Origin of the sequence: Streptomyces sp. C1-1, from assembly GCF_050214755.1 — a bacterium.
Taxonomy (GTDB): domain Bacteria; phylum Actinomycetota; class Actinomycetes; order Streptomycetales; family Streptomycetaceae; genus Streptomyces.
The window spans coordinates 385,139-410,947 of sequence record NZ_CP189826.1; the positions used below are offsets into that span (position 1 = coordinate 385,139).

A 25,809-nucleotide genomic window follows, 5' to 3' on the forward strand; every position below is an offset into this window, starting at 1 on the left:
GTGTCACCTCCTTCATGGGACGGGGGTCGGGTGGTAGAAGGCGGTCGCGGTGCCGGCGAGCACCGCGTGGATCTCGGTGTCGGAGCAGCCGTCCAGGAGTTCCTCGACGGTGGCGGCCCAGCTGTTCCAGCCGCCCGCGAGGTTCGCGACCGGCCAGTCGGAGCCGAACATCAGCCGGTCGGAGCCGAAGGCGGAGAGCAGGACGTCCCACACGGGGCGGATGTCGTCGACGGTCCACTTCTCGTGGTCGGCCTCCGTGATCAGCCCCGACACCTTGCAGTGGACCTGGGGATGCCTGGCCAGCATGCGCAACTGCCGTGCCCAGTCGGTAAGTTCGCGCCGCGCGATCGGCGGCTTGCCGGCGTGGTCCAGGACGAGCGGCAGCTCGGGGAGCCGTTCCGCGAGACGGATCGCCTGCGGGAGCTGGTGGCTGCGGATCAGCACGTCGTATCCGAGCCCCCGCTCCCCGACCGCCCGCAACCCCCTTTCCACGTCCGGCCGTTGGAGCCAGTGCGGATCGGACTCGCCCTGCACAAGGTGGCGTAGGGCCCGCAGGTACCGGCCCGCGTGCCCGCTCCGCAGGTCGTCGAGTACGTCGCCGATCGCGGGGGACGTCAGGTCCGCCCAGCCGACCACGGCCCCGATCAGCGGGTCGATGTCGGCCAGGGCGAGGAGGTCGCGGGTCTCGGACACGGAGGCGACGCACTGGACGACCACCGAGCTCGACAGCAGCCGTCCGGCGATCGGCCGGGTCGCGGCCGATCGCAGGGCGGGCGGGCTGAAGGTGCGGCGGATCGGCTCGTGCCCCGGCTCGTCCAGCCAGGGCTGCGGCCGGACGTCCAGGTCCCAGACGTGGTGATGGGCGTCGACGAGGGCCTGGGCGTCAGACACGAGCGATCCAGACGGGGCCGTCGGGGTAGGCGTACTCCTTGAGGGACGCCTGGTGCATCTGCGCGCTCAGCCCGGGCAGTGTCGGTGCGAGGTAGTGGCCGTCGACGATGCGCACCGGGTCGACGAAGTGCTCGTGCAGATGGTCGACGTACTCGATGACGCGGTCCTCGACCGTTCCGGAGACGGCGACGTAGTCGAACATCGACAGGTGCTGCACCATCTCGCACAGGCCCACGCCGCCCGCGTGTGGGCAGACCGGGACGCCGAACTTCGCGGCGAGGAGCAGGATCGCGATGTTCTCGCCCACGCCGCCGACCCGCGCGGAGTCGATCTGCACGATGTCGACCGCGCCGGCCTGCAACAGCTGCTTGAAGACGACCCGGTTGGCGACGTGCTCGCCGGTGGCGACCTTGATGGGGCCGACGGCCTTGCGCACGGCGGCGTGACCGAGGATGTCGTCGGGAGAGGTGGGCTCCTCGATCCAGTACGGCTGGTAGGGCGCCAGGGCGCGCATCCAGTCGATCGCGGCCTGGACGTCCCATCTCTGGTTGGCGTCCACGGCGATACGGATGCCGTCCCCGACGGTCTCGCGGGCGGTGCGCATGCGCCGTATGTCGTCCTCCAGGGACGCGCCGACCTTCAGCTTGATCTGGGTGAAGCCGTCGGCGACGGCCTCGCGGGCCAGACGGGACAGCTTCTCGTCGGAGTAGCCGAGCCAGCCGGGCGTGGTGGTGTAGGCGGGGTAGCCCCGGTCGAGCAGGTGGCCGATGCGCTCTTCGCGGCCGGGCTCGGCGCGGCGCAGGATCTCCAGGGCCTCCTCGGGGGTGAGGGCGTCGGACAGCCAGCGGAAGTCGACCTGGGCGACCAGTTCCTCGGGGGACATCTCCGCGAGGAAGCGCCAGACGGGCTTGCCGGCCCGCTTGGCGGCCAGGTCCCAGGCGGCGTTGACGACCGCGCCGGTGGCCATGTGGATGGCACCCTTCTCCGGGCCCAGCCAGCGCAGTTGCGGGTCGTGCACGAGGGAGCGGGAGAACGTGCCGAGGTCGGCGCAGACCTCATCGACCGACAGGCCCACCACGTGCGGGGCGAGAGCGGCGATGGCGGCGGCCTGGACATCGTTGCCGCGGCCGGTGGTGAAGGCCAGCGCGTGGCCCTCCAGTCCGTCGCCCGCGTCGGTGCGCAGGACGACGTAGGCAGCGGAGTAGTCGGGTTCGGGGTTCATCGCGTCCGACCCGTCCAGGTGCTCGGATGTCGGGAAACGCACGTCCAGTACATCCAGGGCGGTGATGCGGGCAGAGGCCGGGGATGCCTGGGAGGAGGACAGGGCGGATGACATGGCGGCAACTCCTGTGAGGTGCGGGGGCGATACGACCCCTGGCGACGAGATGGGGGCGGAGGAGGAGAGCGGGCGTCCTGGACGCCCGCCGGTTTCACTCCTGGGCCTTGCCGCCCGTGATACGCGAGATGGCGAGGGCGACCAGGATGATCAGGCCGTTGAGAGCGCCGATCCACTGCGCGGGGACGCCCGCCAGCGTGAGCACGTTCTGGATCATGAAGAGCAGCAGGATGCCGCAGAAGGCCCCGAACATGGTGCCCTTGCCACCGTTGAGGCTGATCCCGCCGATGACGGCGGCGGCGAACACGGTGAAGATATAGCCGTTGCCCTGCGCGGAGGCCACCGAGGCCAGGCGTCCGGAGAGCATCAGCCCGGCGAGGGCGGCGAGGACACTGCCGGTGACGATCACGATCCACAGCACCCGGTCGGTGCGGATGCCGGCCGCCTTCGCGGCGTCGACGTTGCCGCCGATGGCGTACAGCGAACGCCCGAAGCTCGTCCAGCCGAGCACCACGATCGCGACCGCGAACAGTGCCAGGCAGACCCAGATCGACGCGGGCATCCCGAACCATTCGGCCGTGCCGAGGTAGAGCATCGACGGCGGCAGCTGGAAGAAGGTCTGGCCGCCGGAGATGCCGGTGAGGACACCGCGCAGCACGATCAGCATGCCGAGGGTGACGATGAAGCCGTTGAGGCCGAAGCGGATGATCAGGAGGGCGTTGATCACGCCGACGAGCGCGCCGACGGCCAGGGTGACGGGAACGGACCACGCGCCGGAAAGCAGTCCGAGTCCGTGGCCCGCGCCGACGGGCACGACCAGCCAGGCCGCGACGCCGGGGGCGAGGCCCATGGTGGACTCCAGTGACAGGTCCATCTTCTTGACGATGAGGATCATCGTCTGGGCGAGGACCAGGAGAGCCATCTCGGACATGGTCTGCAGGACGTTGATGAGGTTGTCGGCCTGCAGGAAGACCGGGTTGACGATCTGTCCGACGATCGCGATGACCACGATGGCCGGGACGAGTGCCAGGTCACGGAGGCGGGCCAGGGGTATCCGGCCGCCGAGCAGCACGGTCCGCTTGGGCGCCGGCTCCGCGCCCTTGGCGGCGGCGGTGTCCGCGAGGACGGATTCAGGGATCACTTCAGGCATGCAGGTCCACTCCTTCCATCGCCGCCACGAGGTCGTGGTCGTGCCAGCCGCGGGCGATCTCCGAGGTCACACGGCCCTGGAACATCACCAGGACCCGGTCGCACATGCGCAGGTCGTCGAGTTCGTCGGAGGCGATGAGCACTCCGGTGCCGGTGGCCGCGGTCTCCTCGACCTTGTCGAGGAGGAACTCCTTGGAGCGCACGTCCACTCCCGCGGTCGGGTTGATCAGGACCAGCAGCCGGGGGTCGTCGGCGAGGGCGCGGGCCATGACGACCTTCTGCTGGTTGCCTCCGGACAGGGCGGAGACGGGCAGTTCGGGACCGGGAGTCTTGATCGCGAGGTTCTCGATCAAGCCTTCGGCGAGCCGGTCCCGGCGGCTGCGGTTGAGGAAGCCGCCCTGGCCGAGCCTGCGGGGAACGGACAGGGTGGCGTTGTCCGCGATCGACATGTCGGGAACGAAGCCCTGGTGGTGCCGGTCCTGGGGGACGAACCCGGCGCCCGCGGCGAGCGCCGCGGGCACGCTGCCCGGCCGGGGCCGGCTTCCGGCGATCTCCACCTCGCCCGCCGCTGCCGCCCGCAGTCCCACGACGGTCTCGGCGACCTCGGTACGACCGCTCCCGGCGGCCCCCGCGAGGCCGACGATCTCGCCGGCCCCGATCCGGAAGCTGACGTCGTCGTACGCGTCGCCACGCAGAGCGCGAACGCTCAGTGCGGTCGTGGCACCGGAGTCGAGGAGGCTCGTGCGCTCCTCGCGCCGGTCGGCCGCCGCCTCGCCGGTCATGGCGGCGACGAGGTCGGCACGAGGAAGGTCCGCGACCGGCGCGGTCACGATGTGCTGGGCGTCGCGGAACACCGTCACCATGTCGCAGATCTCGTAGATCTCCTGGAGGTGGTGGCTGATGAACAGGAAGGTCACGCCCTGGCGTTGCAGGTCGCGGATGCGGTCGAAGAGGCGGTTGATGGCCGCCGCGTCGAGTTGCGCCGTCGGCTCGTCGAGGATGATGAACCGGGCCCCGAAGGACAGCGCACGGGCGATCTCGACGAACTGCCGCTGCTCCACGCTGAGATCAGCGGCCGGGCTCTGCGGGTCGACCTCCACCGACCAGGTCGACAGCAGGTCCTGTGCGCGGCGGCGCGTGGCCTGCCAGCTGATGAGCCGGCTCTGTCCGTGGTCGTGCCGGTTCAGGAAGAGGTTCTCCGCGACGGTCAGCGTGGGGATGATCGTCGACTTCTGGTAGACGCAGGCCACGCGCCTGCGCCAGGCGTCACGGTCGCTGAGCCGCGGGGCCGGCTCGCCGCCGAAGGTCACTGTTCCCTCGTCGGGGGCCTGAAGGCCGGTGAGGACCGACACCAGGGTCGACTTGCCGGCTCCGTTGCGCCCGACCAGTGCGTGGGTCTCGCCGGGCCTGATGGTGATCCGGGCGCCGTTCAGGGCCACCGTCGGACCGAATCGTTTGACTATGCCCGTCGCCTCGACGACGGGCGGGTCCGAGGGGGCCCGCCCGTCGTCCGCCGGAGCGGGCGCGGGAGTGACTGCTCGCTCCCCGTCGCTCATCTCAACCGCCTTGATCTCGTGGGCCGTTGTTCCGGAAGACGAATCAGCCGAGGTTGTTGCCCCACAGCGACTTGTCGTCGCTCTTGACGCTGGGTACGCCGCCGTAGGTGCCGCCGTCGGCGGTGACGAGCGGGGCGGAGAGCTGGTCCTCGAGCACGCCTTCGCGGACCTGGATGATGGTGCTGTCGTGGTCGGTCTTGCCGGGCTTGAACGTCTTCCCGTCGATCGCGGCCTTGACGTAGTACAGGGCGTACTTGGCGTAGAGGTCGGCCGGCTGTGAGACCGTGGCGTCGATCTTGCCCGCGGCGATGGACTTGAGCTCCTCGGGGATGCCGTCGTTGGACACGACGAACACGTGCTTCTTGTCCTTCGGGCCCACCAACAGGCCCTTCTGCTTCAGGACTTGGAGCGTGCCGGAGAGCGCGAAGCTGGCCTCCATGTAGACGCCCTTGATGTCCGGGTTGGCCGTCAGGTCGGTCTGCAGCTTCTGGGCGGCGACGGCGCCGTCCCAGTTGGTGGCCTCGCCGAACACCTTGATGCCCGGGTAGTTCTTCTTCATGCAGTCGTTGAACGCCTCTGTGCGGTCACGGCCGTTGATGGAGTCCAGGCCACCTTCCAGCATCACGACCTTGCCCTTGCCGCCGAGCTTGGTGCCCAGGTACTGGCAGGCCTTTTCCCCGTAGGCACGGTTGTCGGCACGTACGACCATGAACACCTTGCCGCTGTCGGGGCGGGTGTCGACGGTGACGACCGGGATCTTCTTCGCCTCCAGCTGCGCGAGGGTGGGCGCTATGGCGGCGGTGTCCTGCGGGGCCATGGCTATGCCCTTGACGCCCTGGCTGATGAAAGTCTGTGCGTTGGCGGTGAGTTTGGCGACGTCGTTCTGCGAGTTGGTCGTCTTCAGGTCCAGGCCCAGCTGCTTGCCGTACTGGGGCGTGTACTTGATGTAGGAGTTCCAGAAGTCGGTGTCGGAACGCGGGTAGTCGACGCCGACCAGCGGCTTGCCGCCCGACGACGCCGAGGTGGTGGAGCCGCTGCTGCACGCGCTGAGCAGAGTCAGTGCGGACAGGGCGGAGACGGCGGAACAGAGGGCGGTTCTGAGTCTCATCGGTGCTTCCTCGCGCCGGTCCCGTAGCGGGAGATTTTTCGCCTCGACGACATCTACGTATCGCCGCACAGCAGAGATGGGATGTTTATAGGTGTGCCGATGGCTCCCTGTCTACCCCTGCGATCGAATGAGCGTTGAAATACCAGCTCAAACCTCATACGAGACGAGCGTGAGTGGCACCGAGGAGCCGAGATCCATCCCATCAATGCTCGCGTTCGGATGATCCGAATCAGTCAAGGGGCCCTAACAGACATGCGATGTTTGGGCAGTAGCAAATCGCATCAGATCGACCTCAAGCATGTCCAACGACCGTGCCGCGAGGCGCTTTTCATCCCTGCACACCGGTTGACATCCCAGCGAGACATGGCAGACCTTCATGCGTAACAAGCGGCGCCCTGCCCTCCCCTGTCCCCCTCTGCATCAGGGATGTCTCCATGTCGAGTTCGATCAACAGACGCCACTTCCTTGCCGGTGCCACCTGCGTCGCCGCGGCGGCCGTTGCCGGAGGTGTGTTCGGTGCCGGCATCGCCGAGGCGGCGCCCAGCACGTACACGCCCGACTGGAACTCGGTCGACCAGCACCCGCCGGCCCCGGAGTGGTTCCAGGACGCCAAGTTCGGCATCTACTTCCACTGGGGCGTCTTCAGCGTCCCCGCCTACGACAACGAGTGGTACCCGCGCAACATGTACCAGGCGGGCAGCAACGCCAACCAGCACCACATCGCGACCTACGGCCAGCCGTCGGCATGGCCGTACCACAACTTCATCAACGGGGCGCAGGACCTGGCGGGCAACTTCGTGAAGTTCGCGCCGAAGCTGAAGTCGGCGGGCGGGAAGTTCGACCCCGACGAGTGGGTGCAGCTGTTCGTCGACGCCGGCGCCAGGTTCGCCGGCCCGGTCGCCGAGCACCATGACGGCTTCTCGATGTGGGACAGCCAGGTCAACGAGTGGAACTCGGTGAACAAGGGGCCGGGGCTGAACCTGCTGCAGCTCTTCTCCACGGCCATCCGCGCCAAGGGCCTCAAGCTGCTGGTGGCCATGCACCACGCGTACCACTTCAACGGCTTCTACGAGTACGCCCCCGCCCAGACGGACCCCAGCCTCAAGAAGCTCTACGGCCAGCTGGGCTCGACCGCGGAGAACCAGCTCTGGTACGACAAGCTCAAGGAGGTCGTCGACCGCGCCCAGCCCGACATCCTCTGGCAGGACTTCAGGATGGACGCCGTCGACGAGACACAGCGCCTGAACTTCCTTTCGTACTACTACAACCAGGCCAACAGCTGGGGCAAAGAGGTCGTCGCCACCTACAAGGACGGCATGGACGCCAAGGGCGAGGTCTTCGACTACGAGCGCGGCGGCCCGGCCGACATCACCACCCCGTACTGGCTGACCGACGACAGCATCTCCAGCAGCAGCTGGTGCTACACCCAGGGCATCGGCTACTACACCATCCAGCAGATGCTGCACTCGTTCATCGACCGGGTCAGCAAGAACGGCAACATGCTGCTGAACATCGCGCCGATGTCCGACGGCACCATCCCCCAGGCGCAGAAGGACCTCCTGCTCGGCATCGGGGACCACCTGAAGCGCTTCGGCGAGTCGATCTACTCGACCCGCGCCTGGACGGCGTACGGCGAGGGCCCCACGAAGATGGGCGGCGGCGCGTTCACCACCCCGCACGCCGGCACGCCGCAGGACATCCGCTTCACCCGCAACAAGACGAACAACGTCCTGTACGCCACCGTCCTGGGCTGGCCCGGCAGTTCGCTGACGATCAAGACGCTCAGCTCGGACCGGATCAACCTCTCGTCGCTGACCTCGGTGAAGCTCCTCGGCACCACCGCGGGCACCTACATCGACCTGCCCACGCCGGCCCAGAACTCGTCCGGCCTCACGGTCACCCTGCCGTCCTCGGCCCCGTACAGTGCCAACGCCTACGTCCTGAAGCTCACCTTCTCCGGCCCGATCCCGGGCCTGCGGCCGCTCGCCGGCGCCGTCGCCTTCACGGACGTCAACTACACCGGCAGCGCAGGCGTGTTCGACATCGGCGACTACACCGCGGCCGACCTGACCGCGGCCGGACTCGGTGCGCGCACCCTCTCCTCCCTCCGGCCGGCCCCCGGCTACCAGGTGACCGGCTACTCCGGAGACAACTTCACCGGCACCGCCTGGACCTTCACCGACGAGAACCCCGACCTGCGGGTCACCGGCAACAACGACCAGATCGCCTCGCTGAGAGTCCAGTTCAACCCGGCGACCTACTTCCGGCTCACCAACGCCACCGACGGACTCGCCCTGGACAGCGGCGGCGGCGTGGCCTCCGGGTCCAACCTCAAGCAGTGGACCTGGAACGGCAGTTCCAACCTGCAGTGGCAGGCAGTGGAGGTCGGCGGCGGCTACTACAAGCTGGTCAACCGGACCAACGGCATGGTCGCCGACGGCTGGGGCGCCACCGACAACGGCTCTCCGGCCCGGCAGGCTCCCTGGAACGGCGGAACCAACCAGCAGTGGAAGATCACCCACCGGGGCGGCGACCACTACTCGATCGCCAACCGCACCACCGGCCTGGTCCTCGACGGCGGCGGCAACGTCGACTCGGGCTCCGTCACCAAGCAGTGGACGTACGGCAGCAGCACCAACCTGCTGTGGTCCTTCACGGCCGTCTGATCCCTTTCCCCACGGCCCCCCGCCGCCGCCCGGATTCCGCTCCAAGTCGACCGGGCGGCGGTGGGCCACCACAACGGTGAGTCACCGCTCCGCTCCCCCACGACCACGCACCGCCGACCGGACACAGGAGTCCCCTTGACGGACAGCGCCATAGACCGCAGACGGTTCCTCACCGCGGCCGCACTGACCGCGGGAGCCGCGGGCCTGCCAGGCAGCCTGCTCTCGGGCAGGGCAGAGGCGGCCGTCCCCCCGCAGATCACCCTCCCCGAGCGGGGCATCCACGACACATCCCCGGCCTCCTCCTGGACCGACGGCTTCCTCACCGGCAACGGCGCATACGGTGCCGTGCTGCACGGCGCCCCCGCCTTGGAGAAGGTGGTCTTCAACTATCAGCGGCTGGTCCTGCCGAACGGGACCCGCGGTGTGACCCCACCGGTGATCTCCGGCCGTCTGGAAGTCGCCCGCGACAAGGCACTCGCGGGTGACTACGCGGGCGCCAACCGGGACTTCGCCGCGGGCTGGTCGCTGCGCTGGACGCAGGCCTACCACCCGGCGTACGAACTGCAGATCGACACGCCCGGCATGACCACGGTCAACAACTACGGCCGGGTCACTGACTTCCGCACCGGCGAAGTGAGTTCGAGCTGGACGGACCAGTTCGGCACGTGGACCCGGCGGGCGTTCGTCTCCCGGGCGGACAAGGTGATCGTCCATGAGCTGACGCCCGCTGCCGGGCGTACCGTCGACACCACGCTGAGCGCCAACACCGCGCTCACCGGGGTTCCCAGCAACATGAGCTTCACCACGCGCGCCACCGTCAGCGGCGGCTCCGGCTACCTGAATCTGCGCGGCACCTACCCTTCCGGGCAGGGCGCCTTCGGATACGAGGGCGTCACCCGCGTCGTCGCCTCCGGCACCGGCGCCACGGTCACCGTAAACGGCTCCACGATCGTGGTGGCGAAGGCGGCCAAGGTGCTGCTGCTGACGAAGCTGGGCCGCTACGAGTCGTCTACGGGCTGGGACTCCCAGCCCCTGCACACGCAACTGGCCGCGCTCGCCACCGACTACGCCGCCCTGCTCTCGCGGCACACCGCCCTGCACACCCCTGTCTACGACCGCTCACGACTCGACCTGAACGTACCGGCCGCCGACCGGCAGCTCTCCGTCAGTGAACTGATCGCCCGTCAGAACGCCGACCGCACAGTCATCGACACGGCACTGCTGGAGCGGCTCTACGACTCCGGCCGCTATCTCTTCCTCAGCTCCAGCGGCATCCTGCCACCCCGCCTGACCGGCATCTGGGCCGGATCGTGGGGCGCCGCCTGGGCCGACGACTTCACCACCGACGCCAACGTCAACCTCCAGGTCGCGGGCGGCAACATCCTCGACCTGACCGAGTCCATGCAGGGCTACTTCGACCTGATCCTGGGCCAGCTCGACGACTGGCGTACCAACGCGAAGAACCTCTACGGAGCCCGCGGCTTCCTCGCCCCCTCCCGCACCGACGGCGAGTACGGCCACATGCTCCACTTCAACAACGGCGACTTCCCCGGCCACTGCTGGACCGGCGGCGCCGACTGGCTGCTCCACCCACTCCTGGAGTACTACCAGGTCACCGGCGACCAGGCGTTCCTGCGCGACAAGCTCGGCCCCGCGCTGATGGAACTGGCCCTGTTCTACGAGGACTTCCTCACCCGCACCGACTCGAACGGCAAGGCGGTGTTCGTACCGGCCTTCTCCATGGAGAACGCCCCCCGCAACACCGGCGTGTACCTCTCCATCAACGCCACCGGCGACATCATGGCCGGCAAGCACGCCCTCCAGGCCGCCGTCGACGCGGCCAACACCCTCGGGGTCGAACAGGGCGGCGGCCAGGGCGTCGCCCGCTGGACGGCGCTGCTGAAGAAGTTCCCGGACTACCGCGTCAACGGCGACAACGCACTGGCCGAATGGTCCTGGCCGAGCCTCACCGACAACTACAACCACCGGCACGTCCAGCACCTGTACGGCGCCTGGCCGCTGCACGAGATCAACCCCGAGAGCGCACCTTCCCTGGTCCGCCCGGCCCAGCGGGCCCTCGAACTGCGCGGAGACCAGAACATCTCCGCGCACGGCAGCCTGCACCGGGCGCTGGCCTGGGCCCGGCTGAAGGACGGCGGACAGGTCTACGGCAACCTGCGCAAGATCCTCGGCAACAACATGGTCTTCAAGTCGCTGATGACCTCGCACAACCCGAACCTCGACATCTACAACGCCGACGCGGCGAACGCCATCCCAGGCGTGCTGTCCGAGGCCCTGCTCTACAGCCGTCCCGGAGTGCTGGAGATCCTGCCCGCGCTGCCCGACCAGCTGCCGAAGGGTGCGATCACCGGGGTACGGGCCCGAGGCCGGATCCGGATCCACAGCTTCGCCTGGGACCTGAACGCCCGGACCGCCACCCTGTCCGTCACCTCCGACGTCAACCAGGACGTCACGCTGATCAGCCGCCGCGGCATGACCTCCGTGACCTCGACCGCGACCGTCACGGCCTCCTCGCTCGGCAGCCACGCCAGGAAGGTCTCCCTGACCGCCGGGCAGCGCACCGACCTCACCGTCTCCCTGCTCAGCGGCTTCTTCCGGCTCGAGAACCGGCTCAGCGGCAAGGTGCTCGACGTCACCAGCGGCAGTACCGCCGACGGCGCCGGCCTCATCCAGTGGGGCTGGTCCGGCAGCGAGAACCAGCAGTGGCGGCTCCAGCCCGACGCCGACGGCTCCTTCCGCCTCGTCTCCCGCCGCAGCGGCAAGGTCGTCGACAGCCCCGGAGGCTCCGGACAGGGCGCCCAGCTCATCCAGTGGCCGGACCGCAGCAGCGACAACCAGCACTGGAAGGTGGTCGACGCAGGCGGTGGATACGTCCGGCTCGTCAACGTCCGCAACGGCCTGTGCGCGGACGTGGACGGCGGATCGGCGGACAACGGCGCCAAGGTGATCCAGTGGCCCGTCGGCGACGGAACCAACCAGCAGTGGCGGCTGGTCGCCCTCTGACCGTCGCCGCTCTACGCTCGCCCCAGCACCGTATCGGCGCTCTGAGCACCAGGTGGCGATCACGTGTCAGCTGGGGCCGCAGCGACAGCGCGCCGCCGGGGCCCGTGAGCGCGACGCCGGGCAGGGCTCGGCGACCGTTCCTGGACAGGGGCTGCGTAGGCACAATCCCCGTCCGTCCCGCGGTCGGGGAGCAGCGCCATGACCAGGGCGGGCGCGGCAGCACGATCAGAATCACGAACATCTACGGGGAACAGCCGGCCGTCGGGCGGGTCGCCCCACGCACCGGCCGGAGCATCGAGATCACCGACGTGCACAGGATGCCGTTCTACGCGGCGTCACACCCCTGAGACCACTTCGTCGTCGCGGGCGGCGGCGAGGGTCTCCAGCCGCAGGTTCCAGCGCCCCGACCGGCCGGTGAGCCGCACGGCGGCCAACGGCGGCACATCGACGCGCCAGAACGACCCGACGGGCGCGGCCAGAGCGTGGAGCACCGCTGCCCGGGCCACGGCCTGCTCCACCACGGCCACCACCCGGCCGACGTCGTCCGGCATCCCCTCCAGCCAGGCGGCGACCCGACGGCACAGGTCCGCGACCGACTCTCCCCCGTGCGGGGCCGCCTCGGGATCGGTCATCCACGCCGCGAACGCCGCCTGATCCGCGGCCACGATCTCGGCCGGGGACCGGCCCTCCCAGCGGCCCGTGTCCAGATCCCGCAGCGCGGCTTCCTCGGTGAACTCGCGCGCCCCGAGCGCCTGCGCGGTCTGGTGGCAGCGCTGCGAAGGGGCGACGTACAGCACAGCCGCCGTCCGCAAGGAGGCAGGCAGTGCCCGTGCCGCCCGCAGCGCCGCTTCGTCGAGAGGCGTGTCGCCGAAGCGGATGTCGCGTTCCACGGGGGCCGCGGCACTCAGCAGGGTCAGGCGGACCGACATGGAAACCCTCTCGTCACGGCGACCGTCACAGGCGAAGCCCTTCATCGTAGGTGGCACACGCCATGTTGGCTGCTCGCGTCCGACCCCCTACCATCCGGGGTGACAAGGACGACGGCGCTACGGAAGTCCGGTGCAAGCCCGGCACGGTCGCGCCACTGTGTGCCACCCCTCGGCCAGAGGTGGTGGTGAGTCAGACCCAACGCCGTCGTCGAGTGCTCCACACGATCGCGGGACGCGTTGTTCCCGAGGAGGTCTCGCCATGGCGCAGTCCACTGCCGCCCCTTCCACCACGACCCAGGTCACCGTCACGCCCCTGCCGCTGCGGGCCATCGCCCCGTGGGCGGTGTTCTTCGGCGTCCTGATGCTCGTCCTGCTGTACTTCGTCGGCGCCGAGCAGGGCGCCACGTCCGTCCTGTCCGGCGAGGGCGTGCACGAGTGGGTGCACGACGCACGTCACCTGCTCGGCTTCCCGTGCCACTGAGCGGGGACACCGGAACATCATGAATTCCGCTGTGGTGCGCACCCTTCTGGTGCGCGGAATGCTCGCGGGACTCGGCGCCGCCGTTCCCGCCCTGGTCTTCGCCTACCTGGTCGGCGAAGGCCCGGTCGACGCGGCGATCACGTTCGAGTCCGCCCACTCCCATGAGCACGGCGAGGAGTTGGTCAGCCGGAGTCTGCAGTCGACGGCCGGCCTGGCCACCGGCGTGCTCGTCTTCGGCGTGGCCATCGGCGGCATCGCCGCCCTGGCGTTCTGTTTCGCACTGGGGCGTATCGGCCGCTTCTCGGCCCGGGCCACCGCGGCACTGACCGCGCTGGCCGCGTTCCTGACGGTGTATCTGGTGCCGATGCTGAAGTACCCGGCGAACCCGCCGGCGGTCGGCAACCCGGACACCATCGGCAAACGAACCGCGCTGTTCTTCCTGATGATCGCCCTCAGCGTGCTGCTGGGCATCGCGACGGTCCTGCTGGGCCGCCGCCTCGCGCCACGCTGGGGCAACTGGAACGCCTCCATTGCCGCCAGTGTGAGCTTTGTGGCGGTGGTGGCGGTCGCGATGGTGACCCTGCCGGCCGGGGACAGCATTCCCCGGCACTTCCCAGCCGCGGATCTGTGGGAGTTCCGGCTCGCGTCCATCGGCATCCAGGCGGTGCTGTGGGCCGGGTTCGGGCTGCTCTTCGGGTACTTGGCCGAGCGCGTCCTCGAGCCGAGGACCGCGAGGAGCCCGCTGGCGGCGCCTGCCGCCTGACGGCGGAAGAGCGCGGCAGATCCGCCGGGGGCGCGCCCGGCGGTTTGCCGCGCTCAGTCGTCGCTCATCTCCTCGAACGTTCCGTGCCAACTGTGGTACCAGACCCGACCGGTGGAGGAGTTGACGGACAGCATGCCGGTGATGCTGCCGTGGTCGAGGGTGTGCATTGTGTAGTAGCCGGGAAACACCTCGGCCGAACCGGGTGACTGCCCCCTCGCGTGATCGCTCAGCCACTGACGGGCGATCCGGCGGGCCTCGGCCGCGGAGACCCGGGCGTGAGCTCCCGTGGCCGTGCGGTGCATGCCGTACGCGGTGTTCCACATCATCGCCGGCCCGTACTCCAGCTGGACCGCGCCGTCGTGCGGGTCCACCAGAACCTCGGTGGCACCGTGGCCGTCGGAGGTCGTCAGCTCGACGTAGTAGTCGCGCGAGAACCTCATCACCTCCCCCGCCCGCAGGCCGAGGCCGTCCGCGAAGCGCTGGGCCCGTGCCTTCGCCGCCGCGAGAGAGGTCACCTGCCGGCCGTTGCCGGCCGACTTCGGCGTCGCGTGGACGCCGCTGTGCGCCACGATCCCCTACGCCGCCGACCACGCTCCGGGCACCGTCCCAGACCGGCACGAGCGCACCCGCGGTGGATGACCACGGAGTTTCTCGCCGGCATGATGCCTGCGCCCTCGACCAGCACGAGGCAGCGGACTGGAGCTGGGTCTGGCCGTACGCAACTGCTGGTTCTGGGTTCCTCTTCCATTGCCACCTCTGGTTTGACGGGCATGAACCCCTGCCCTGCCACCCGCGCAGGCTGGACTTGGCGGTGCAGCGCAGTACCGTGCATCCCATGGGCGAGCAAGGCGCCGAGGACCAGGACCAGGAGTCGGCCGAACCGCAGGGCGGGCACGCGGCCGAGCGCCTGCACCAGTTCCTCCGCGCCCGCGAACCGGTCGAGGACACGGATTCGGCCACCCCCGAAGAGGACGATGACGAGGTTCCACCGGCGCACGAAACCGGCGCAGACGCCCCCCAATCACACCGGAATGGCTCGTTGTTGGCCCCACCCGACACGCCCGGTCCCAGCGACACCGAGGCCGATTGACAGCGGTGGACGGGGGTGGGATTGATGAGGGGCGGAGCGCACGGGGGACATCCGTACGCACGCACCACACCGGCGGACAGGCCTGAGCCGCGCCGGACTCGGGGGAGGTGCAGTAATGCGCGGACCGAACGATCCCGAACCACATGAGCCCCAGGAAGCAGAAGGCGTCACGGCCGAAGGCGGCTCCACCGGCCGATCGGGGCGCCCGCCCGGCGGCAAGGCGCTGGCCCGGCTGGTGCAGGAACTGACCCGGGCGGGTCTCGGCGAACACGCCGCCGCACAGGTCGCGCTCGCCGCGCCGGAACTCGACGCCGATGGGACGAATGCCCTCATCGAGCGCGCCGTGGGCCCGCAGACCGCGCCCACCGCCGAGCCCGGCGGCGTGGCGGCCGAGTACCAGCAGACGGCCGAGGCCCTGGCCGGACCCGCCGCGGTCGGCCCGGCCTGGCGTTCGCTCGGCCCGTGGACGGTGCCGGGCGGGCAGACGTACGGCGCGAGCCGCGTCAACGTCTCCGGCCGTGTCTCGGCGATCGCCACCGACCCGGGCAACGCGGCCCATCTCCTGGTCGGCGCCGCGAACGGCGGCGTGTGGGAGAGCTATGACCGTGGGACCTCCTGGGCACCGCGCACTGACGACGCGGCCACCCTGACCGTCGGCGCGCTCGCCTACGACCCGGCGAACCCCTCGACCGTGCTGGCGGGCACGGGCGAGGGCAACTGGTGGTCCTGGCTCGGCACCGGAGTGCTGCGCTCCACCGACGGCGGCACCAAGTGGTCGCCGCTGGCGACCACACCATTTGTCGGGCAGGGCTTCTACGACCTGGCCTTCGACGCCTCGCGCCCCGGCACCGTGCACGCGGCGACCACCGGCGGGCTGTACGTATCGACGGACGGCGGCGCGACCTGGACCCGGCGCCGTTCCACCCGGACCTGGTCGCTGTCCGTCGTCGCCGGCGAGGCCCTCGCGGCCTGCCAGGACGGCCTGTTCCGCTCCGCCGACGGCGGCACCACCTGGACCGCCGTCACACTGCCGGGCGCACCGGCCTCCTTCGACCGGCTCGCCACCGCCATCGCCCGCTCCGACAGCAGCATCGCCTACGCATGGGGCGCCTCGGGCACGACGGCACGGCTGTGGCGGCGGGCCGGCGGCACCTGGTCCGCGGTGACACCGCCGGCCGGCGCCTCCACCGGGCAGGCCTGGTACGACTGGTTCCTCGCCGTCGCCCCCGATCAGGCGGGCCGGATCTACCTGGGCGCCATCGAGGCCTACCGGGGCGACCTGTCCGGCTCCACCTGGACCTGGCAGACCATCTCCAACAAGGGCGCGACCGGCGACTCGATCCACCCCGACCAGCACGCCATCGCCTTCGAGAGCGGCAGCCCCGACGCGATCTACGTCGGCAACGACGGCGGACTGTTTCGCAGCCCGGACCGCGGCGTCACCTGGCAGCACCTCAACAACGGGCTGACCATCACCGAATTCGAGTACCTGGCCCAGGACTTCGGCTCCTCGCGCTGGGTGATCGGCGGCACCCAGGACAACGGCACCAACCGCTGGACCGGGTCGTCCGTGTGGACGCACTCCCAGGACGGCGACGGCGGCGACGTCGCCGTCTACCGCACCGATCCGCGCACCGTCTTCCACACGTTCTTCGGCATGAGCCCCGAACGCTCCCTCAGCCGGGGCGACCCGGGCACCTGGACCAACCAGTCCCCGACCCTGCCGTCCGGCGAGGGCTCGCTGTTCTACCCGCCGCTGGAGACCAGCGCCACCAACGGCACCACGGTCGCACTGGGCGGAGGGGCGCTGTATGTGTCGCGGGACAACGCCGCCACCTGGACCCGCCTGGCCTTCCCGAGCGCGGCCACGGCGAGCGCCATGTACATCCCGCACGCCGACCAGGTCCTCGTCGGCACCACCGACGGCCGCATCTTCCGCACCACCTGGTCCGGCGCGGCCTGGGGCACCCTCACCGCGCTCACCACACCGCGCGCCTCGGCCTGGATCAGTGACATCCACGTCGACCCCGTCGACACCAACCGCCTGTGGGTGACCCACACTTCGCTCGGCGGCGGCCGCATCTGGCAGTCCACCGACGGCGGCAGCAACTGGACCGACCGCTCCACGACCGGACTGCCGAGCCTGCCGCTCAACGCCGTCGAGGTCGACCCACGCAACCGCTCCCGCCTCTGGGTCGCCGCCGACCTGGGCGTGTACCAGAGCACCGACGGGGGCGCGAGCTGGCAGCAGTTCGGCACCGGGCTGCCCAATGCGTTCATCGGCGACATCATCCTGCACCCGCACGCACGCGTGCTGCGCGCCGGCACCCGCAACCGCGGTGTGTGGGAGGTGCCCGTCGACGGCTGGATGACCCAGCCGGTATGCGGCACCCAGTGGACGGGCACACTCGCCGCGGGCGCCACCATGCGCTGGTTCACCTTCAACTGGCCCGCCACCTGGCACGTCCTGTGGACGGTCATGCCGACCACCGTGCACCCCGGCGCGCCCCAGGTCAGCTGGACCACCCAGGTGGAGCGCGCCTCCAACGAGTACGTCACCTACTGGATCACCGTCAGGAACCTCACCCAGGAGCCGGTCTCCTTCGAGGGCCGCTACGAGATCCTCAGCCGCTACTGAGAGGGGAACGGTCATGTGGACCAACACCCAGTTCACGGGAACCCTGTCGCCCGGCGCGACCCAGCGCTGGTTCACCTTCAACTGGCCCACGTCCTGGCACGTCGTCTGGTACATGGTGCCCACGTCAGCGGCGCCCGGCGCCCCGCAGGTCGACTGGGACGTCGCCGTCGAGCGCGCTTCCGCCGACCGGGCCACGTACTGGATCACCGTCAAGAACCTCACCCAGAACACCGTCACCTTCGAGGGCCGCTACGCCGTCCTCAACTGACCCCGGCCGGCCAGGGTCGGCGGAAGGGCAGAACACCCATGCGCATCACCATCGAAACCAGCACACCCGACCAGCCCGTGTCGGTCTCGACAACCAGTGAGGCACCGCAAAGCGCCGCTTCGGCTCTGGACGCGGGGCCGGCCCCCGTGGGCCTGACCGCGAGCGGTGGCCTCGTGCAGGAGCCGCCCGCCTTCACCGAACTGCCCGGACAGACGGAGGCCGGAGGCGCGCTGTCCGCCGGCGCGGCACCCGCCGAAGAAGAGGTCGGACCATGAGCAGCGAACTGTTCCCGATCGCGGCCGGCATCGCCTTGGGCCTGTTCGTCGCGCTGCTCCGCCCCGGCCTGCCCCGCTGGGCCGGCGCCGGGCTCGCCGTGGCCCTCGGCGTCGTCGCCACGGTGATCAGCGGGGAGTTCGAGATCGGCTGGGAGTTCCTGCTGATCGACATCCCGCTGGTCGCCGGCTCGGCGGTGGCGACCGCCGTCCTCGTCCGTCTCGTCAGGCGGCGCACCGCAGGAACCTGAACGCGCGCCCGCCCGTCCCACTCCCCCAGCCCCCCATCTCGGGACCTTCAACTCGGTGGCGACCGTGCCGTGCTGGAGGGCGGGCGGCGTCGCCCCTACGGAGGGGTGGCAGGCAATGACGAACCTGGAGCGGACGGCCCGTCCGGTGTAGCGGCACATCAGCGATGCGAGCCGGCGAGACTTCGGGGCCGGCGCTCCGCGGTCGCGGCGCAGCCGTCAGGCGGACGACGGTCTGCATCAGTAGTCGGTCAGGTCGATGACAACGTCGGCGTGCGGGTCGTCAGACGGGCGGTGCAGGTGGGGGTTGTTCAGGTACCCCGGGGACTGAACAGCCCCCAGCAGACCGGGCCCCGTACGCGACACCGGCACGTCCACCGCCCACACCTTCCGCTCGGGCGAGTTGACGTAGAGCCGCAGCGTGTGCGCCGGACGCATCAGGAACCCGAGCAGGAACGGCTCGCCCTCGTCGTCTTCTTCGTACGTCTCAGCCAACTGCCGCAGCGCTTCGACCGCCTGTGCCCCCTCGCCCAGATCCGCCAGGGGGATCTTCTCCACATCCAGGCGCACGTGATTCATGCCCATCACGTCCTTCACCTTGGAGCTGGAATACAGCTGCAGGCCGCTCACCACCTGCGCGAGCGCACCCGGTACCGCCGCAGGCAGCATTCCGAACGGAAGCTCGTACAGGAAGTCGATCCCTTCCGTCTCTTCACCGCAGTGCACGGCCACCCGCAGCCCCTGGGGCCAGGGCGGGCAGCCCCGCACCCAGGCATACGGCGCGAAAGGAGATGCGGTGTAGTGCAGGAGGAGACGGCACAGCGCCGCCTGCTCCTGCCTCCGCTCAGCTGCGGTCAGAGCTTCGCCCATGCTGGACACTTGTTTCCTCGCTGGTTGTGGCAGTAGACCGTGATAACGCCGATGGTGTTTCCCCTCCCGGCGTCGTACCGGCCATCCAGGCTCTTCCTGGCCTGCCATACCACGACGGTGATCTTGACCTGCCGGGGGCGGGGGACACCGGTCTCGAACTCGATGGCATCGTATTCGAGCTTTCGCCCCTGCTCGGATTTGCGGTCTACCTCGCCGTGCAGGGCGGCGTAGAGAGTGGAGCACTTCTTGATGTTGTGGGGCCCGCTGAAGTGCTTCCAGCCGAACTCGGAGTTCCCGTAGCGGGCGACGATCTTGCGGTCATCGGGGTCCTTGGTCTCGCACTTGACCCGGTGGTCCCAGGGATGTGGCTGGGCAGGCATCGGTGCGGCGTGCGCGGTTCCCAGGAACGTGCTGGCACATATCAGCCCGGTGGCAGCGAGAGTGGTGATCTTCTTCATGGCCATGATCAAAACAGGGTCATACGGCCATTGGTAGAACAATCTGAGACAGATTGACGCATGAGATCGCGGCCGAGGCCGCCGACAAAGCTGTCCAGCAGCTCACGGTGCCGGCGGGAGTCCTCCGAGGCAGCGAGGGTGGTCGGGGCGCCTCTCAAACAGCACGTGACTTTGGGTTCGCCACCGGGCATCCGCGCTCCGGCACCCGATGCGCCCGTGAACTTGCCTGTTCCCACTGAGACGGGCCGTGACGGCACCCCACCTCCCTACGTCACAGACCCCTCGCCACCCGCGAGCATGACGAACGACGGGTGGCCGGCGCCCGGCCAGATCACGGCGCCGCGGTCCGCCCCGTCCCGGGAAACGACGGTGGCCTGCGCGGGCTTCCGCGCAACTGATCGGCAGACGGGATGCACTGGCGTCAGGTGGTCTTCCGGTTCGACCCCGAGCTGCCGGCCCCGCGCCGGCGCCCCTGGTCGCCAGGGCCGAGTTCACCAACCGTTGGTGACGATCCGCGAGTCCGTCCCCCGCAGATTCCCGGTCATTTGTCGGGGACGGCGCCGCCCCGGACGCTGACGATCGAACAGGCGCATCGGATCGCGGACCGCCCCTTTCCGGAGCTGCCCGCAGTCGCCACGGCCGTCGACCAGAGCCGGGACGACGCGGGCTCGTCGACGGCCACCCGGAAGCGGCACAGCAACTCCTCCTGGTCTTTCACCAGCTCGGGAGGAAGGTCGAGCGTACGCACCAGCACGGCGACGGCATGGACGGCTTCGGTCATCGCTTCGAGCGGTTGGCGGTCAGTGTTGGCATGGCCGGAGTCCTCCCGGTCGCGGTCATGCCGCCGCCGGGCACGGAGCGGCCTCGGCGCCCCGGCCGTCAGCCCTGTGCCGTGGGGCGGACGATGAGTTCGTTGACGTCGACGTTCGCCGGCTGGTCGATGGCGAAGGCGATCGCGTCGGCGATGGCCGAGGCGGGGATCGCCAGGTGCTCGGCCGCCGCGCGGGCGGCGCCCTGGGCTTCCGGTGAACCTCCGCGGTGCGTCAACTCGCTCTGTGTGAATCCGGGGCTGACGACGGTGACCCGGATGTCCCGGCTCTCCTGCCGCAGCCCCTCCGACACGGCAGCCACGGCGAACTTGGTGGCACTGTAGACGGCGGCGGTCGGATCCACCCGGTGCCCCGACACCGACGACACGTTGACGATGTGACCGCCTGCCTGCCGCCGCATCTGCGGCAGCACGGCGGCGATCCCGTGGAGCACACCGCGCAGGTTGACGTCGATCATCCGCTCCCACTCGGCGATGCGCAGGTCCTCGATCGGGGACAGCGGCATCACTCCGGCGTTGTTGATCAGCACATCGATACCGCCGTACTCCTCCACGCCGGCGGCGGCGAAAGCGCGCACGGAGTCGAGGCTGGTGACGTCCAGCCCGCGGTGGGCCACCGACGCGCCGGCCGCCCGCAGTTCCTCGCTCAGGGCGGCCAGACGCTCGGTCCGGCGCGCGCCGAGGAGTACCCGGTGACCGGCCCCGGCCAGCCGACGCGCGGTGGCCTCGCCGATGCCGCTGCTGGCACCGGTGATCAGGACGGTCTTCGATTCTGCTGGCGTGGCCATGCGTACTCCTCCAGGTGTACCTAGACGGCGGCTGCCGCGCCTTCGACTTCACCGCATCGGCGAAGGTCGGGGAAGGGACCATGAACCTGGGTGCCACACACCCAGGCTCACGGACCCTTCTTCGCCGTGGGGCGCGGATGGAGGCTGGGGGAACCGGTGGGAGACGCCGGCCGGAGCCCGGACGGGTCCCCGGTACGACAGGAGAGGACCGCCATGAGCGACGAGCGCAAGATCCAGGAGGTTCTGGCGCGCTATGTACGGGCCACGGACCAGCGCGACGGCAAGACCCAGGGGGCGCTGTTCACCGACGACGCGGTCGTGCAGAGCTTCTCCAAGACGGGCCCCGGCAGCCACGCGCCGGTCGCGCCGCCCATGATCGGCGGGGCGGCCGTGGAGTACGCGGTGGACCACTACATGGCCCCGCACCCCGTGGGCGGCTCCAGCCACCATGTGACCGCCGACCACGTCATCCAGGTCGACGGTGACCGCGCCCACATGAACGCCCAGTTCATCGTCTTCCGCGTGCAGGCCGCCGCGCGCCCCGAGGGCGGGTGGGCGGAGGGAACCTTCGGCTCCCAAGGCACCGTGCAACCCATCGAGTCCGGGTACTACGACACCGACCTGCGCCGGATCGACGGCGAGTGGAAGATCGTGGGGCACCGGATCCTGCTGGACATGCCGTATGTCATACCGGGGCTCTGACCGGGCGCCGCGGAGGGCGAGGGCGGGAGAGCGTCCGTGATCAGGCGGCTGACGGTCCCGAACCAGCGGATCACCGACGCGGCGGGCGAGGTTAGCATCGGTGACATGACCCCACGCGACAACGAGCTCGGTGCCTTCCTCCGCGCGAGCCGCTCACGTGTGGAGCCGGGCGACGCGGGACTGGCCGGCGGGGTCTCCGGGCGACGCGTCCGCGGCCTGCGGCGCGAGGAGGTCGCCGTGCTCGCCGGGGTCAGCGCGGACTACTACGCCCGTCTCGAGCAGGGACGCGAGCGCAACCCGTCCGCCCCGGTGGTCGATGCCCTCGGGCACGCCCTGCGCCTCGCGCCCGAGGCACGCGAGCACCTGTTCCGGCTGGCGGGTCTCAATCCCCGGCTGGGCCCGGACAGTCCTCGGGACCTCGTGCACCCGTCGCTGCTGCGGCTGCTTGAGACCTTCACCCGGGCGGCGGCATACGTGCTCGGCCCGGCCCTCGACGTGCTCGCGGCGAACCCGATCGCCGGCGCGCTGCTGTCGCCGTTCGGCACCGAGCGGAACATGCCGCGTGTCCTGTTCACCGACCCCCGGGCCAAGCAGGTGTTCGCCGACTGGGAGCTGCAGCTGAGCAGCAGCGTGTACGCGCTGCGCCTGAACGCGGGACGCTTTCCGGACGACCCGGAGATCGCCGACCTCGTCGCCGAACTCAGTACGGCCTCGCCGCAGTTCAAGGCGCTGTGGGCCGACCACGACGTCGCGGGCCTCACCCGGAAGTTCAAGGTGTTCGTGCACCCCGAGGTGGGCCGCGTCGAGCTGACCTACCAGACGTTCGAAGTGGTCGACGCCCCCGGCCAGCAACTGCTCGTCGGCACCCCCGAGCCCGGAAGCCGCAGCGAGGAGGCCCTGACGTATCTGGCCTCCATGGCGGAGCCGGCCTGAGCCTCCCGTCACCGCGCTAGGACCGCGACCCCTTCCCGGGCGCCGTACACCGGGGTGGGCCCTGCCTTCGCGCCCACCGGGCGGCACGCACGCTGGAGAAGCCGCGGGCGGACGGCATCCGCCCAGCCGCACCCTCCACCCCGCAGCCACACCCTCCACCCCATCGGAAAGGACAGCCGGTCATGCCCGAGATCCTGGAAGTCACCACCCTCCGCCCCGCGCCCGGGCTCACGCCGGAGGACTTCGTCGCGGCGAACGCGGACATCAACGAGTACCTCAAGGGCCGGCCCGGCTTCCAGTGGCGCCGGATCGTCGTGCGCGACGACGGCACGGTCCTCGACATCGTCGCCTACGACAGCATCGAGCACGCCCGCTCGGGAGCCGCCGGCATCACCGGCGAGATGGGCGGCTCGCCCGTGCACGAGGCGATCGACCACGCCACCGTCGACTGGCAGTTCACGACCGTGCTCCAGCACGTCGAGCCCTGACCGCTGAGAGGAGACGACCATGCCCTTCGCCGACGAACTCATCAACGGCCACACCGCGCGGTTGCTGACCCGGGCCGTCCGCACCGCGCTGCCCGGCGTGGAACCGGCCTCGCTGCGGGCGGCCGCGCACCGGCTCGACGCCCTCCCGCTGCGCGAACGGGCCGACCTGCTGCGCGACGCCCTCCTCGCGGACGTACCGGGCGGCTACGCCGAGCTGGCGGACGTGGTGCGGGCCGCCCGGGACGCCGTGCCGGAGTTCGGCGGGTGGCTCATCTGGCCGGTCACGAGTGCCGTCGCCGCACAGGCCGTGGCCGAGGGAACCGATGCCGCCTTCGACGACGCGATGGCGCTCCTGGCCGACCTCACCGGGCGACTGACCTCCGAGTTCGCCCTGCGTGTCCTGCTGCGGCACGACCTGGACCGGGCGCTCGGGATCGTCGCCGGTTGGACGGCGTCATCCGACGCCGACGTGCGCCGCCTCGCCTCGGAGGGCACCCGGCCCTACCTGCCGTGGGCGGTCCGGGTGCCGGAGCTCAGCGCCCGCCCCGACGCGACCGTGCCTGTCCTCGACGCCCTGCACCGCGACGACAGCGAGTACGTCCGGCGATCCGTCGCCAACCACCTCAACGACCTCGGCCGTGACCACGCCGACCTCGCCGTGGCCACCGCCCGGCGCTGGCTGGACACCCCCGCCCCGACGACGGAACGGCTGGTGCGCCACGGGCTGCGCACACTCGTCAAACGCGGCCATCCCGGCGCCCTCGAACTGCTCGGCTTCGCCCCGGCGACCCTCGAGGTCGACGGACCGGTGGTCGACCACACCCGTGTTCCGTTCGGCGGGAGCGTCCGCTTCACCGCGACCATCCGCAACACCGGCGCCGAGAAGGCCCGGCTGGCGATCGACTACGTGATACACCACCACAGGGCCAACGGCTCGCAGAGCACGAGGACGTTCAAACTGACGACCCGCACTCTCGCCCCGAACGAGACAGTCGCGGTGACCCGGGAACACTCCTTCCGGCTCCTCACCACCCGCCGCTACCACCCGGGCCCGCACGCCGTCGCCCTGCAGATCAACGGCGTGACGTCGGACCGCGCGGAGTTCGAACTCCAGGCACCCTGAAGGGCTTGCCTCGAGTACATCCCTGTCGCGTCCGGTTGCCGGGTAGGCGCGGCCGGCTCGGCGGGAACAGGGGGCGATGTCCCCGGCGGCCCGCACCGGGTCCCGAGCGCCGGACGGCGGAACAGACCGTGCCAGCAGTAGCCAGGGGCGAGGCCCCGGGCCGCATCGGCGTCGTCGCCGCCGTCTCCGCCGAGGCCCTGGCGGGTGATGACCTCGCCGCCCCTGGACGATCATTCCCGCGGCGAGCTGCGGATCGATGTCCGCGGACGTAAGACCGGCCCGCTGCTCCTGCGCGAGCAGCGCGACCGTGTTGTCGACGAAGCGATCCTGGTGCGCCGACCACGAATCGCCTGGCAGACGCGCCCCAGGCGCGTGCGTGAACCTGCCGCACCCTACGGCGCCAAGTGCCTGGCCCGAAGCGTTTTGGGGCCGGTGGCCGGGCTGTCCGCGGTCGGGGGTCAACCGGCCGAACCCAGGGCGACCTTCGCGAGGAGGGCGGCCAGCTCATGTGGCATGGACAGGAATGGGGAGTGGCCACTGGCGAGCCGGTGCACCTCGCCGGAGCGGGTGGCCAGTGCCTCCTGGTGCTGCGGCGGCAGGGCCTGGTCGTGCTCGCAGACGATGTATGCCGACGCGACGGTGTGCCACCCCGCCTGTGTCGGCGGCTCGCCGAAGGACCGCACGCTCTGCGGAACGAGCCGCTGGACCGCCTCCCGGGCATCGGCATCGGGTACATCGCCGTAGAACATCGTCAGCGGATCATCCGGTACGGGTTGCAGGCCGTGCGGCTCATCCGGGAGGGGCGCGCCGTGAAACCCGAGCAGACTCTCTTCGACATCGAGCTGGTAGGCCGCCAGGTAGATGATCCGCGCCACGTCGGGGGCCTTGGCGGCGGCCTGGGTGACCGGGATGCCACCGTAGGAATGCGCGACGATGACGACGGGCCCGTCGATGCGGCCGAGCTCGTCGAGTATGGCCTGGGCGTCTTCGTACATGCCGCAGTCCTGTCCGGCGCTGGGCAGGTCGACGGTTCGCGTGGACCAGTTGGCGGCGTGCAGAGCCGCCCGCAACTCGTCCCAGCACCATGAGCCGTGCCAGGCACCGTGGACCAGGAGCATGGTCGGGAAGGGAACGTCGCTGTCGATCACATTGACTCTTTCGTTGGTGAAGACGGCGGGGACGGGGGACTGACCCTGCGC

Annotated in this window: 25 protein-coding genes; 13 read left to right on the plus strand and 12 right to left on the minus strand. The window is 70.1% G+C overall.

What is annotated here, in order from left to right:
* Positions 1-12: 12 nt before the first annotated feature.
* The 5 genes from ACQF4J_RS01735 to ACQF4J_RS01755 form a co-directional block, all read right to left on the minus strand.
* On the minus strand, positions 13-891 hold the full coding sequence (locus ACQF4J_RS01735) for an amidohydrolase family protein (RefSeq protein ID WP_351576331.1): 879 nt from the start codon (positions 889-891) through the stop codon (positions 13-15).
* Positions 884-2,227, minus strand: coding sequence for an L-fuconate dehydratase (locus ACQF4J_RS01740; protein WP_351576334.1), 1,344 nt, complete (start codon positions 2,225-2,227; stop codon positions 884-886). The genes ACQF4J_RS01735 and ACQF4J_RS01740 overlap by 8 nt, the downstream gene beginning before the upstream one ends.
* A 94-nt stretch (positions 2,228-2,321) precedes the next feature.
* Positions 2,322-3,365, minus strand: coding sequence for an ABC transporter permease (locus tag ACQF4J_RS01745; protein ID WP_351576522.1), 1,044 nt, complete (start codon positions 3,363-3,365; stop codon positions 2,322-2,324).
* Between the two features lie 4 nt (positions 3,366-3,369).
* Positions 3,370-4,932, minus strand: coding sequence for a sugar ABC transporter ATP-binding protein (locus tag ACQF4J_RS01750; protein ID WP_351576337.1), 1,563 nt, complete (start codon positions 4,930-4,932; stop codon positions 3,370-3,372).
* A 43-nt stretch (positions 4,933-4,975) separates the two neighbouring features.
* On the minus strand, positions 4,976-6,040 hold the full coding sequence (locus tag ACQF4J_RS01755) for a sugar ABC transporter substrate-binding protein (RefSeq protein WP_351576340.1): 1,065 nt from the start codon (positions 6,038-6,040) through the stop codon (positions 4,976-4,978).
* Between the two features lie 434 nt (positions 6,041-6,474).
* On the opposite strand from ACQF4J_RS01755, the gene ACQF4J_RS01760 reads away from it, so the two are divergent.
* Positions 6,475-8,706, plus strand: coding sequence for an alpha-L-fucosidase (locus ACQF4J_RS01760; protein ID WP_351805214.1), 2,232 nt, complete (start codon positions 6,475-6,477; stop codon positions 8,704-8,706).
* A 135-nt stretch (positions 8,707-8,841) separates the two neighbouring features.
* Positions 8,842-11,730, plus strand: a complete 2,889-nt coding sequence (locus ACQF4J_RS01765) for a glycosyl hydrolase family 95 catalytic domain-containing protein (RefSeq protein WP_427164303.1) — start codon at positions 8,842-8,844, stop codon at positions 11,728-11,730.
* Positions 11,731-12,065: 335 nt separating this feature from the next.
* Here ACQF4J_RS01765 and ACQF4J_RS01770 read toward each other — a convergent pair whose 3' ends face one another.
* Positions 12,066-12,659 (minus strand): histidine phosphatase family protein, encoded by a 594-nt coding sequence (locus ACQF4J_RS01770; RefSeq protein WP_351576349.1) that lies wholly within the window; start codon positions 12,657-12,659, stop codon positions 12,066-12,068.
* A gap of 259 nt (positions 12,660-12,918) precedes the next feature.
* Between ACQF4J_RS01770 and ACQF4J_RS01775 the strand changes: the two genes are divergently transcribed.
* Together ACQF4J_RS01775 and ACQF4J_RS01780 are read left to right on the plus strand one after the other, a co-directional pair.
* Positions 12,919-13,140: a CbtB domain-containing protein gene (locus ACQF4J_RS01775; RefSeq protein ID WP_351576352.1), complete on the plus strand. Its 222-nt coding sequence runs from the start codon at positions 12,919-12,921 to the stop codon at positions 13,138-13,140.
* 19 nt (positions 13,141-13,159) lie between these two features.
* Complete coding sequence (locus ACQF4J_RS01780) at positions 13,160-13,903, plus strand: CbtA family protein (RefSeq protein ID WP_427164305.1); 744 nt, start codon at positions 13,160-13,162, stop codon at positions 13,901-13,903.
* Between the two features lie 53 nt (positions 13,904-13,956).
* Here the strand turns inward: ACQF4J_RS01780 and ACQF4J_RS01785 are convergent, their stop codons facing one another.
* Positions 13,957-14,472 (minus strand): hypothetical protein, encoded by a 516-nt coding sequence (locus ACQF4J_RS01785; RefSeq protein WP_351576358.1) that lies wholly within the window; start codon positions 14,470-14,472, stop codon positions 13,957-13,959.
* A gap of 266 nt (positions 14,473-14,738) precedes the next feature.
* On the opposite strand from ACQF4J_RS01785, the gene ACQF4J_RS01790 reads away from it, so the two are divergent.
* The 5 genes from ACQF4J_RS01790 (at position 14,739) to ACQF4J_RS01810 (ending at position 18,422) form a co-directional block, all read left to right on the plus strand.
* Positions 14,739-14,993, plus strand: coding sequence for a hypothetical protein (locus ACQF4J_RS01790; RefSeq protein ID WP_427164307.1), 255 nt, complete (start codon positions 14,739-14,741; stop codon positions 14,991-14,993).
* A 115-nt stretch (positions 14,994-15,108) separates the two neighbouring features.
* Positions 15,109-17,631, plus strand: a complete 2,523-nt coding sequence (locus tag ACQF4J_RS01795) for a WD40/YVTN/BNR-like repeat-containing protein (protein ID WP_427164309.1) — start codon at positions 15,109-15,111, stop codon at positions 17,629-17,631.
* Positions 17,632-17,644: 13 nt separating this feature from the next.
* Positions 17,645-17,899, plus strand: coding sequence for a hypothetical protein (locus ACQF4J_RS01800; RefSeq protein ID WP_351576365.1), 255 nt, complete (start codon positions 17,645-17,647; stop codon positions 17,897-17,899).
* Positions 17,900-17,937: 38 nt separating this feature from the next.
* Positions 17,938-18,174, plus strand: coding sequence for a hypothetical protein (locus ACQF4J_RS01805; protein WP_351576368.1), 237 nt, complete (start codon positions 17,938-17,940; stop codon positions 18,172-18,174).
* Positions 18,171-18,422: a hypothetical protein gene (locus ACQF4J_RS01810; protein WP_351576371.1), complete on the plus strand. Its 252-nt coding sequence runs from the start codon at positions 18,171-18,173 to the stop codon at positions 18,420-18,422. Before ACQF4J_RS01805 ends, ACQF4J_RS01810 begins: the two co-directional genes overlap by 4 nt.
* Positions 18,423-18,659: 237 nt before the next feature.
* Here the strand turns inward: ACQF4J_RS01810 and ACQF4J_RS01815 are convergent, their stop codons facing one another.
* The 4 genes from ACQF4J_RS01815 to ACQF4J_RS01830 all read right to left on the minus strand — a co-directional run bounded on the left by ACQF4J_RS01815 (position 18,660) and on the right by ACQF4J_RS01830 (position 21,364).
* Positions 18,660-19,289, minus strand: a complete 630-nt coding sequence (locus ACQF4J_RS01815; RefSeq protein ID WP_351576374.1) for a hypothetical protein — start codon at positions 19,287-19,289, stop codon at positions 18,660-18,662.
* Complete coding sequence (locus tag ACQF4J_RS01820) at positions 19,274-19,747, minus strand: hypothetical protein (RefSeq protein WP_427164311.1); 474 nt, start codon at positions 19,745-19,747, stop codon at positions 19,274-19,276. The genes ACQF4J_RS01815 and ACQF4J_RS01820 overlap by 16 nt, the downstream gene beginning before the upstream one ends.
* A gap of 541 nt (positions 19,748-20,288) precedes the next feature.
* Positions 20,289-20,528 (minus strand): hypothetical protein, encoded by a 240-nt coding sequence (locus ACQF4J_RS01825; protein WP_427164312.1) that lies wholly within the window; start codon positions 20,526-20,528, stop codon positions 20,289-20,291.
* Between the two features lie 98 nt (positions 20,529-20,626).
* Positions 20,627-21,364: an SDR family oxidoreductase gene (locus ACQF4J_RS01830; RefSeq protein WP_351576382.1), complete on the minus strand. Its 738-nt coding sequence runs from the start codon at positions 21,362-21,364 to the stop codon at positions 20,627-20,629.
* A gap of 213 nt (positions 21,365-21,577) precedes the next feature.
* Between ACQF4J_RS01830 and ACQF4J_RS01835 the strand changes: the two genes are divergently transcribed.
* From ACQF4J_RS01835 to ACQF4J_RS01850, 4 genes are all read left to right on the plus strand, one after another.
* On the plus strand, positions 21,578-22,066 hold the full coding sequence (locus ACQF4J_RS01835) for a nuclear transport factor 2 family protein (protein ID WP_351576385.1): 489 nt from the start codon (positions 21,578-21,580) through the stop codon (positions 22,064-22,066).
* Positions 22,067-22,171: 105 nt separating this feature from the next.
* Positions 22,172-22,999: a helix-turn-helix transcriptional regulator gene (locus ACQF4J_RS01840; protein ID WP_351805200.1), complete on the plus strand. Its 828-nt coding sequence runs from the start codon at positions 22,172-22,174 to the stop codon at positions 22,997-22,999.
* A 182-nt stretch (positions 23,000-23,181) separates the two neighbouring features.
* Entirely contained in the window at positions 23,182-23,487 is a 306-nt protein-coding gene (locus tag ACQF4J_RS01845; protein WP_351576391.1) for a hypothetical protein, read from the plus strand.
* 19 nt (positions 23,488-23,506) lie between these two features.
* Complete coding sequence (locus ACQF4J_RS01850) at positions 23,507-24,610, plus strand: DNA alkylation repair protein (RefSeq protein ID WP_351576394.1); 1,104 nt, start codon at positions 23,507-23,509, stop codon at positions 24,608-24,610.
* A gap of 458 nt (positions 24,611-25,068) precedes the next feature.
* On the opposite strand, the gene ACQF4J_RS01855 is transcribed toward ACQF4J_RS01850, so the two are convergent.
* The gene (locus ACQF4J_RS01855) at positions 25,069-25,758 is read right to left on the minus strand and encodes an alpha/beta fold hydrolase (RefSeq protein WP_351805194.1); all 690 of its coding nucleotides are present in this window, start codon (positions 25,756-25,758) and stop codon (positions 25,069-25,071) included.
* Positions 25,759-25,809: the final 51 nt, after the last annotated feature.

Excerpts from the sequence above, each read along its gene's own strand:
- ACQF4J_RS01740 (WP_351576334.1), bottom strand. The coding sequence starts at position 2,227 with ATGTCATCCGCCCTGTCCTCCTCCCAGGCATCCCCGGCCTCTGCCCGC.
- ACQF4J_RS01750 (WP_351576337.1), bottom strand. The coding sequence starts at position 4,932 with ATGAGCGACGGGGAGCGAGCAGTCACTCCCGCGCCCGCTCCGGCGGAC.
- ACQF4J_RS01755 (WP_351576340.1), bottom strand. The coding sequence starts at position 6,040 with ATGAGACTCAGAACCGCCCTCTGTTCCGCCGTCTCCGCCCTGTCCGCA.
- ACQF4J_RS01760 (WP_351805214.1), top strand. The coding sequence starts at position 6,475 with ATGTCGAGTTCGATCAACAGACGCCACTTCCTTGCCGGTGCCACCTGC.
- ACQF4J_RS01770 (WP_351576349.1), bottom strand. The coding sequence starts at position 12,659 with ATGTCGGTCCGCCTGACCCTGCTGAGTGCCGCGGCCCCCGTGGAACGC.
- ACQF4J_RS01775 (WP_351576352.1), top strand. The coding sequence starts at position 12,919 with ATGGCGCAGTCCACTGCCGCCCCTTCCACCACGACCCAGGTCACCGTC.
- ACQF4J_RS01780 (WP_427164305.1), top strand. The coding sequence starts at position 13,160 with ATGAATTCCGCTGTGGTGCGCACCCTTCTGGTGCGCGGAATGCTCGCG.
- ACQF4J_RS01790 (WP_427164307.1), top strand. The coding sequence starts at position 14,739 with ATGGGCGAGCAAGGCGCCGAGGACCAGGACCAGGAGTCGGCCGAACCG.
- ACQF4J_RS01795 (WP_427164309.1), top strand. The coding sequence starts at position 15,109 with ATGCGCGGACCGAACGATCCCGAACCACATGAGCCCCAGGAAGCAGAA.
- ACQF4J_RS01800 (WP_351576365.1), top strand. The coding sequence starts at position 17,645 with ATGTGGACCAACACCCAGTTCACGGGAACCCTGTCGCCCGGCGCGACC.
- ACQF4J_RS01805 (WP_351576368.1), top strand. The coding sequence starts at position 17,938 with ATGCGCATCACCATCGAAACCAGCACACCCGACCAGCCCGTGTCGGTC.
- ACQF4J_RS01810 (WP_351576371.1), top strand. The coding sequence starts at position 18,171 with ATGAGCAGCGAACTGTTCCCGATCGCGGCCGGCATCGCCTTGGGCCTG.
- ACQF4J_RS01815 (WP_351576374.1), bottom strand. The coding sequence starts at position 19,289 with ATGGGCGAAGCTCTGACCGCAGCTGAGCGGAGGCAGGAGCAGGCGGCG.
- ACQF4J_RS01820 (WP_427164311.1), bottom strand. The coding sequence starts at position 19,747 with ATGAAGAAGATCACCACTCTCGCTGCCACCGGGCTGATATGTGCCAGC.
- ACQF4J_RS01825 (WP_427164312.1), bottom strand. The coding sequence starts at position 20,528 with ATGACCGAAGCCGTCCATGCCGTCGCCGTGCTGGTGCGTACGCTCGAC.
- ACQF4J_RS01830 (WP_351576382.1), bottom strand. The coding sequence starts at position 21,364 with ATGGCCACGCCAGCAGAATCGAAGACCGTCCTGATCACCGGTGCCAGC.
- ACQF4J_RS01835 (WP_351576385.1), top strand. The coding sequence starts at position 21,578 with ATGAGCGACGAGCGCAAGATCCAGGAGGTTCTGGCGCGCTATGTACGG.
- ACQF4J_RS01840 (WP_351805200.1), top strand. The coding sequence starts at position 22,172 with ATGACCCCACGCGACAACGAGCTCGGTGCCTTCCTCCGCGCGAGCCGC.
- ACQF4J_RS01845 (WP_351576391.1), top strand. The coding sequence starts at position 23,182 with ATGCCCGAGATCCTGGAAGTCACCACCCTCCGCCCCGCGCCCGGGCTC.
- ACQF4J_RS01850 (WP_351576394.1), top strand. The coding sequence starts at position 23,507 with ATGCCCTTCGCCGACGAACTCATCAACGGCCACACCGCGCGGTTGCTG.